The 7,778-nt window shown below is 72.3% G+C and carries 6 protein-coding genes, 1 pseudogene and 1 CRISPR repeat array; of the genes and pseudogenes, 5 read left to right on the top strand and 2 right to left on the bottom strand.

Annotation, left to right across the window (positions count from 1 at the left end; all coding sequences use genetic code 11):
• Positions 1–173: 173 nt before the first annotated feature.
• A CRISPR array of direct repeats spans positions 174–1,483; the repeat unit is 29 nt; unit sequence GGGTCCATCCCCGCACGCGCGGGGAGCAG.
• Positions 1,484–1,623: 140 nt separating this feature from the next.
• On the bottom strand, positions 1,624–2,394 hold the full coding sequence (locus SSBG_RS16065) for a FadR/GntR family transcriptional regulator (RefSeq protein ID WP_037871524.1): 771 nt from the start codon (positions 2,392–2,394) through the stop codon (positions 1,624–1,626).
• Between the two features lie 608 nt (positions 2,395–3,002).
• On the bottom strand, positions 3,003–3,470 hold the full coding sequence (locus SSBG_RS16055; protein WP_008747143.1) for an ATP-binding protein: 468 nt from the start codon (positions 3,468–3,470) through the stop codon (positions 3,003–3,005).
• A gap of 172 nt (positions 3,471–3,642) precedes the next feature.
• On the opposite strand from SSBG_RS16055, the gene SSBG_RS16050 reads away from it, so the two are divergent.
• The 5 genes and pseudogenes from SSBG_RS16050 to SSBG_RS33265 form a co-directional block, all read left to right on the top strand.
• Positions 3,643–4,512, top strand: coding sequence for a helix-turn-helix domain-containing protein (locus tag SSBG_RS16050; protein WP_037869909.1), 870 nt, complete (start codon positions 3,643–3,645; stop codon positions 4,510–4,512).
• On the top strand, positions 4,509–4,697 hold the full coding sequence (locus tag SSBG_RS16045; RefSeq protein WP_008747141.1) for a DUF397 domain-containing protein: 189 nt from the start codon (positions 4,509–4,511) through the stop codon (positions 4,695–4,697). Before SSBG_RS16050 ends, SSBG_RS16045 begins: the two co-directional genes overlap by 4 nt.
• A gap of 808 nt (positions 4,698–5,505) precedes the next feature.
• Positions 5,506–6,708, top strand: a complete 1,203-nt coding sequence (locus tag SSBG_RS16040) for a helix-turn-helix domain-containing protein (protein WP_008747140.1) — start codon at positions 5,506–5,508, stop codon at positions 6,706–6,708.
• A gap of 127 nt (positions 6,709–6,835) precedes the next feature.
• Positions 6,836–7,312 (top strand): hypothetical protein, encoded by a 477-nt coding sequence (locus tag SSBG_RS16035; protein ID WP_158677786.1) that lies wholly within the window; start codon positions 6,836–6,838, stop codon positions 7,310–7,312.
• A 272-nt stretch (positions 7,313–7,584) separates the two neighbouring features.
• Positions 7,585–7,778, top strand: a pseudogene (locus SSBG_RS33265) (sortase-dependent protein); the annotation flags it as partial.

Raw genomic sequence — 7,778 nt, 5'->3', positions numbered from 1 at the left:
GGGCGGATGGGGGGTAGGGGACGGACGGGATTGACGGGAGCACACGAGGAGGGGGCGAGCCGCACGGTGGGAGGGGAGCGGGGGCCTCCGCACGAGCGAGGAGGGGCCGGCCCGGGTCCGGCCCGCGCGCGGGGACAAACGTCGGGGGCGGGGCGAGCAGTAGCCCTTGGGCCGGGTCCATCCCCGCACGCGCGGGGAGCAGCCGACCGTGCGCGCCCTGAGGCTCCAGGGCACGGGTCCATCCCCGCACGCGCGGGGAGCAGACGCAGTACGGCCGGACCCGCGAGGCCGCCATGGGTCCATCCCCGCACGCGCGGGGAGCAGCATTAGCTTGTTCGAGTAAGGGTCACCTCCAAAGGTCCATCCCCGCACGCGCGGGGAGCAGGACCCAGGAGGCCGCGCGGCACGGCGCGTGCTTGGTCCATCCCCGCACGCGCGGGGAGCAGGTCGCCGAGGAGGCCCATCAACTGATCGGCGAGGGTCCATCCCCGCACGCGCGGGGAGCAGGCGCTTGTCCTCCCGCGCCTGCTCGCGCCGCCGGGTCCATCCCCGCACGCGCGGGGAGCAGACCAAGGGGCGGTCTGCGGGAGATGCGGAGCGGGGTCCATCCCCGCACGCGCGGGGAGCAGACGGCCGCGTGGACGTGCAGCTGGGGGTCGTCGGGTCCATCCCCGCACGCGCGGGGAGCAGCGGGGTGAGGTCGCCCAGGCGCAGTGCCGCTTGGGTCCATCCCCGCACGCGCGGGGAGCAGAGTTGACGCTTACCCGAGACACCGTCAACCTGTGGTCCATCCCCGCACGCGCGGGGAGCAGCAAGGCGAGCCCACAAGGCGCGCCCCAGAGGAGGGTCCATCCCCGCACGCGCGGGGAGCAGCAGGGCTGGATCGCCTCGGACCGCACGGACGGGGGTCCATCCCCGCACGCGCGGGGAGCAGTCCGGGGCCGTGAACGGCGACGAGCGCGAAGAGGGTCCATCCCCGCACGCGCGGGGAGCAGCACGAGCGGACCTCTTCGGCGTCCTCGCCGTAGGGTCCATCCCCGCACGCGCGGGGAGCAGTCCGGCTGGAACGCAAAGGATCTCGCTCCCGCGGGTCCATCCCCGCACGCGCGGGGAGCAGGGGAGGCGACTCGGGAGGCGCCGGGTGGGGGTGGGTCCATCCCCGCACGCGCGGGGAGCAGGAATGGTGGGGGGGCGCGGGATTCCGGTGGTGGGGTCCATCCCCGCACGCGCGGGGAGCAGCGCCGCAGGTCGCGTCGGCACCCCGTGAGCGAGGGTCCATCCCCGCACGCGCGGGGAGCAGGGCCCTGCGGAGATGGGTGAGGACGCCGGGCAGGGTCCATCCCCGCACGCGCGGGGAGCAGCGTTCGGCAAGCCGCTTCATGCGGTCCGCGGCGGGTCCATCCCCGCACGCGCGGGGAGCAGCGTGAGTGCACCGGCGAACTGCCGACGCGCGTGGGTCCATCCCCGCACGCGCGGGGAGCAGTCTCGCTGATCTGCGGTTTCAGTGTCCGCCGATGGGCTTTCGTGCAAGGAGTTCCGATTCGGTCATATACGACAAAAGCCCTGCCCTTCGCAGCAGACCCCCTCCCCGCCCCAGCGCTCCGGCGCCCCCACCCCAGCCGCTCACCGCCTCCCCTCTCCCAGCAACATCTCGATGTGCTGCTTCGCCATCACGTCCACCTGCACGTCCAGATCCCGCCCGTACGTCCGCAGCCCCAACCGCAAGTGCGCCCGCATCCGTTCCACCGCCAGCTCCGCGTCACGGCGTTCGATGGCCTCGAAGATCTCGGGATGGTGCGGGACACCCGGCTCGGCGATGCTCGGGTCCGAGTTCGACCGCAGCATCATCTCGAACATCATCCCGCTGATGGACGAAAGCATGATCCGCAGTACGGGGTTCCCCGCCGCCACCGCGATGGCCTCGTGGAACTCCAGGTCCGCCCGCGCCTTGCCCACCGGTTCATCCGCCCGCTCCAGGGCGTTGACGGCCGCTCGCATCACAGCGAGATCGTCATCCGTCGCGAGCTCCGTCGCGAGACGGACCATCTCCGTCTCCAGAGGGAGCCGCGCTTCGATGAGCTGCCGCACGGTGGGCCGACCGGCCCGGTAGAGGGCGTCGTATCCCCGCGCCTGCGCGGAATTCTGCTCCCGTACGAAGGAACCGCGCCCAGGCGCGACCTCGATGAGCTGCTGCGCCTCAAGCCGCCGCAGCACCTCCCGTACGACGTTCCGGCTCGCCCCGAACCGTACGGAGAGTTCCCGCTCGGAGGGGAGCTTGTCCCCCGGCGCGTACTCCCCCGTACGAATCCCGTGCTCCAGCTCGCGGGCGATGCGCTCGGTGAGGAGACCGCGCCGCGCGGGCTCGGGGGTACTGGTGGACATGCGGTGGAGCATAGCGGGACGGATCGCGAAGGCGGACGGCCGCGTCACACCCCCGCTAGCGCCGGAGCACGGCCGTACGAACTCGGCCCGCGTGCCCCCCGCCGAAGTGGCCGGAGCCGAGCCGCGCGGAATCGAGAGGCGGTACGTCCGTACTCCCCGCACGCGCGGGGAGCAGCTCTTTGACCAGCGCTTTCAGTCAGCGAGTGGCGTCGGTTGAGCAAGAAGCGGAGAGTCGCGCTTTTCCGGCATATCGACTAGCGGAGCAAGGCGCGCCTCGCTCGCAGCCTAACCCCCAGCACCTCACCCCGACTCGCCCCCGGCCCCGCGCCCCGCCTCCAAGCCCGGCCACCCCGCCCTCCCCTCAGCCCTCCACCTCGCGCCCCCCACACCGGCACCCGCACCCGCACCGTCCCGGCTCCCCCAACTCCCTTGACACCACCAGGTACCGCGTTTCCGCCACGCGGTAACTCGCGTGCCCCGTCGTCCGGTTGTGCTCCAGGCACCACGTCCGTACCGAGTCCGCGTTCACCCCCTCCGGCGAGTACGTACCGCACATCAGGCACCCGCTTCGTACGCGGAGGCCCGGGACCGCCGTGTCCTCGCAGAGCAGGCGTTCGGCGTCACGGGCGAGGGGTCGCACGGCCCAGCACCCCCCTCGCGCTGGCGGATACGTTCGAGGCTTCCGGCTCCAGGGTGAGCAGCGCCCACACGGTCTTGCCCACGACCTCGTCCCGCACCCCCCGGTCCGCCGCCACCGCGTCCACGACCGCGAGCCCCCGCCCGCTCTCCTCCGTGAACGGCACGGCCCCTCGCGGCAGCGGCGCCCCACGCCCGCTGTCCCGCACCTCGACCCGCACGGCCCCCTCCCCGCGTACGAGCGTCAGCGCCACCTGCCGCCCCGCACCGCACCGCGCGTGCACGACCGCGTTGGTGACCAGCTCCGACACGATGAGCGCGAGCGAGTCCGCGAGCTGGAGGTGCCCCCACTCCCCGGCCACCTCCCGGGCGAAGTTCCGCGCCCGCCGCACGCTGGTCCTTCGACGCGGAAGTCGCGTACGACGCACCGCCGCCTCCTGGTTTTCGGACATACCAACGCCCTCATCTCCGTTGGCTCATCCGCGAGTTGAAGCTACCTCGCTATGAGTACCCTGCATGAAGGTGACTCCGTATTGTCAATAACCCAAAATGGTGAGTCACCAATTCCGTTGCCGCTGTTCGCCCCACCAGGCACACTGTCTTTCGTCGCCTGGAGGTGAAGGAATGTCGAGCACGAGCGCGGGTCCGTCGATCCGTCAGCGCCGCTTGGCGCGGCTGCTCAAGGACCTGCGTGTCGCCGCCGGCCTGAAGCACTCGGACGCCGCCCGGGTGCTTGATTCGGCCGAGTCGAAGATGACGCGCATCGAGAACGCCAAGTCCGGCATCCGCCTCGTTGACCTGCGAACCCTTCTCGACGCGTACGGAGTGAAGGACCCCACCGAGCGCGCCCAGATCGAGCAGCTCGCGAAGGACGCGCGGAAGAAGGGGTGGTGGACCCAGTACGCGGGCAGCGTCACCCCGTCGTACGCGGCGTACATAGCGGTGGAATGGGATGCCGTCGAGATGTACGACGTCGAACCCATCGTGATCCCGGGGCTGTTGCAGACACCGACGTACACGAAGGCTCTGGCCCGCATCCACTCTCCCGGAGCGGACGAGGACCGCGTGGACACAGAGGCGGCAGTACGACAGGACCGCCGCAAGGTCCTCACGCGGGCCGAGCCGTTGCAGCTATGGGTAATCGTGTGCGAAGCGGCGCTCTACCACCGGGTAGGTGGCGCCGCCGTCATGCGCGAGCAGCTCAAGTCGCTGCTCACCGACAGCGACCTGCCCAACGTCGAGTTGCAGATCCTGCCGCAGGAGAGCCCGATGAACGCGGCTCTCGCCAGCCCCTTCGTCATCATGAGCTTTTCGCCGTCCTCGGCCGAGGATCTTGTGTACGGAGAGCTGAACAACGGCACGGTCTACTACGAGGAGCCCGGGGATACGGAGCGCTTCGCTGCGCTGTTCCGACGGCTCAACATGGCCGCGCTCGACCCGTCGAAATCTCGGGCTCTCATTCGGAGAGTCCTGAACGAAATGGCAGGCCAGTGAACCACCCGTACGACGATCCGCAGCAGCCCACGTGGATCACGTCTTCCTACTCCCAACCACAGGCCAATTGCGTCGAGGTAGCCAGGAACGGGACGCACCTCGCCGTTCGCGACTCCAAGGACCCCGTCTCCCCGCACCTCGGGTTCGACCCGACAGCCTGGAAACGCTTCCTCGACAGCGTCTGACCTTCACCACACGCTCGCCGCCCGAGCCACACCGGACCTCACGCCCCCCGCAGGTCCGCGTGTGCCCGGGCTGCGACCCGTCCACAGTTCCCACAGTCTCCGCGGCCGGCGTGGCGCCACTGGCACGAACGCGCGTTCCGCGCACACGGGGAACGGTCCCCGTCCCCACGATCTCCCGTACCGGACACGTGCCGCACACCCGGGCGCAAGCCGTGCCCTTCGCCGCCAGGCGGGCCGGCTCCGGCAGGGTCGGCGCGGCTTCCCGGGCCTGGCGCACCGTGGTGCGGATGGCAGGGGCGGCGAGACGGAGGCCGCGCCGGGCCTCCACGGGGCGGGGAACATTGGGCGTACCACGCCCACCACTCCGTACGGCCCGCTCCCCCTCTTCACACCGTGACCACACACCTCACCAGACCCAACCCCCCCTCCCGGCACGGTAATTGCCGTCTCGGGGGATGATGGGGCATCCGGTCCGGCGTGGCGTGGGGAGCGCGGCGGCGCGTCATCGGGGGCACGGCGGCGCAGCGGCCGGGGTACGCGGGTGCGGCGGGCTCCGGTGCGCGCCTCGCAGAGCCCTGGGCGCGCCCCCCGTATCGTACGGGCCGGAGGGTATGACCCCGGGGCAGGCCCCACGGCCGAAGCCGGGTCCCCGATGGAGCGGGTCCGCCACCCCTCGCCATCGAACGCCACCCCCGCGCCGCCCCGAAACCCGCCCCGCGCGGGTGAACGACGTCTCTCCCCGCGCGCCGTGCCGGACCGCCCCACTACCGTGCTCACGCCGTGCCGCCCCTCCCACCGGAGCAATGCCATGCACCAGATCGCGCCCGACGACGACCGCCTCAGCACTCCCACCGGTACCCGCATCAAGCGGCTGCGGCAGGAACGGCACCTCACGCAGAAGGCCCTCGCCGATCTCGCCGGGCTCTCGTACTCGACGGTCACGAAGACGGAGAAGGCTCTCATCCCGCTCACCCCGCACGTCACGGCGTGCATCGCGCGGGCTCTGCGGGTCGATGTCGCCGCGATCACCGGGCAGCCGTACTACACGGAGCTGCGGCAGGACGAACTCGACGTGCTCATCCGGCCGATCCGCGAGGCGCTGGACGTGTACGACCTCGGGGCCGACCCGGACGTGCACCCGCGCCCGTACGAACAACTCGACTCCGAGACGGAGGAGTTGCTGGGACTCGTGCGGGCCGGGGAGATCAAGCGCGTCGCGGGGCGGGTCGCCGCGCTCGTGCAGGAGGTCACGACGCTCGCGCACCGCGTGGGCTCGACGGACGGCTGGTCGCTGCTCGCCCGTACGTACCGGACCGCGTACGACGTCAGTTCGAAGCTCGGCTTCGGCGACCTGGCGGCGCTCGCGCTCGCCCGCATGGACTGGGCCGCGCAGCGCGCGAGCAACGCCGTCGTCAGCTCCATGCACCGCTACATGCGCGCCCTCACCTACCTCCGCGAGGGCCAGTACCGCACTGGCGAACGCCTCATGCGGCTCGGCCTCGACACCCTCCAACAGGCCGAGCCGGGCCGCGAACGGGACGTGGTGACCGGGCAGTTGCACCTCGGGGCGGCCGTCATGGCGGGGCGTGCGCGGGACGCGGAGGCGGCCGGCGCGCACCTGGACGAGGCCGAGCGGATCTCGCGCGGGACCGGCGAGGCGACCCGCGTGCACTGGCTCTCCTTCGGACCGACGAACGTCGCCGTGCACCGCGTCTCGGTCGCCGCCGAGCTCGACGACTGGGGGCGCGCCGCCCGCGACGGCGTACGGATCACCTTCCCGCCGGACTGGCCCGCCTCGCGCCGCAGCCACCACTACGCCGAACTCGCCCGCGCGCAGGTGTGGACCGGGGACCTCTCGGGGGCCTTCACGCACCTCCTCGCCGCACGCAAGTCGGCTCCGCAGCAAGCGCGTTACCACGCGACGGTACGGGAGACCTACGCGGCGCTGGAGGCGGCGAAGCGGCAGCTCCCGGACTCGTTCCTGTCGTACGGCTCGTGGCTGGGCGCCTGAGCCCCGGCCGTGCGGCGCTGCGCAGCGTCAATCCATGGCCCCGGCTGTCAGTAAAAAACTGACAGCCGGGGCCTCGCGCTTGTCCCACCATGTCATGACGAGGACGCGTATCGACATGGAGCCCGCCATGAGGACGACCCAGGGTGACGACACCGCACTTCCCCACGAAACCGCACTTGCCCCCGAAGCCGCGCACCCGCGCGACGCCGCGCGACGGCGCGAGGCAAGCCACCCCCGCGAAGCCGTGTACGCCCACGAGGCCACGCACCCCCACGAGGCCGCCTTCGCGCACGACACCACCCCCTCCCGCGCCACGACGCCTTCGCCCGACGCCACTCCTTCGCCCGACGCCGCCCCCTCCCGCGCCGCCACCCCCTCCCGCGACACCGCGCCGTGTCACGACACCGCCCCTCCCCACGAGAACGCGCTGCCCCACCCCGCCACGCTGACCGCCGACCAGGTGCGCGGAGCGGACTGCGTGTGGTGCGGCGACGCGCTCCACCCCGAGACCGTCGTGGACCTCGGGCAGCGCCAGGACCCGCGCGCGACGCACATCGCCACGTGGTGGCCCCGGGCGTGCGGGGAGTGCGCGGAGCGGGGGTGAGGTGAGGTGAGGTACTGCGGGACCGCAGTCCCGGCCACCCCGCACCCTCTTGCCGCCCCGCACCTCCGGCCACCCCGCCTCCCCACACCTCGCCCCCGCCCCCACCCCTCCCCTCTTTGCCCGTTCTTTACAACCCGCCCCCTCGTCCTCCCGTCTCTGTGTGCGTCCGCGTCAAACGCCACGCGGCCATCCCCGCCCGCCCGGCGTTTCGCGCGGGCTCCCTGTCCGCCCGAATCACCGGGCGGGCTCCCCAGATACGAAGGACCGCTACCTTGCGCCGCAGCTCATTCCTGGCCGCCGCCGTGCTCGCCGCCGCCCTCACCACCGCCACCGTCCCCGCCTTCGCGGACGGTGCCGCGCCCAGCGAGGCCCCCAGCGCCGCCCCCGCGAGCGCCGCCGCCGCGAGCGCCGTCCCCTCCTCCGGCAAGCGGGGCGAGGCCACGCGGGAGTCCACCCCCACGCCGCG

Source organism: Streptomyces sp. SPB074, from assembly GCF_000154905.1.
Lineage (GTDB): Bacteria > Actinomycetota > Actinomycetes > Streptomycetales > Streptomycetaceae > Streptomyces.
The sequence above is the reverse complement of the archived record's forward strand: the minus strand, read 5'-3'. Positions and strand labels throughout refer to the sequence as shown.

Bases quoted from the DNA above. Each gene is read 5' to 3' on its own strand.
- SSBG_RS16065 (WP_037871524.1), bottom strand. From the start codon at position 2,394: ATGCTCCACCGCATGTCCACCAGTACCCCCGAGCCCGCGCGGCGCGGT.
- SSBG_RS16055 (WP_008747143.1), bottom strand. From the start codon at position 3,470: ATGTCCGAAAACCAGGAGGCGGCGGTGCGTCGTACGCGACTTCCGCGT.
- SSBG_RS16050 (WP_037869909.1), top strand. From the start codon at position 3,643: ATGTCGAGCACGAGCGCGGGTCCGTCGATCCGTCAGCGCCGCTTGGCG.
- SSBG_RS16040 (WP_008747140.1), top strand. From the start codon at position 5,506: ATGCACCAGATCGCGCCCGACGACGACCGCCTCAGCACTCCCACCGGT.
- SSBG_RS16035 (WP_158677786.1), top strand. From the start codon at position 6,836: ATGAGGACGACCCAGGGTGACGACACCGCACTTCCCCACGAAACCGCA.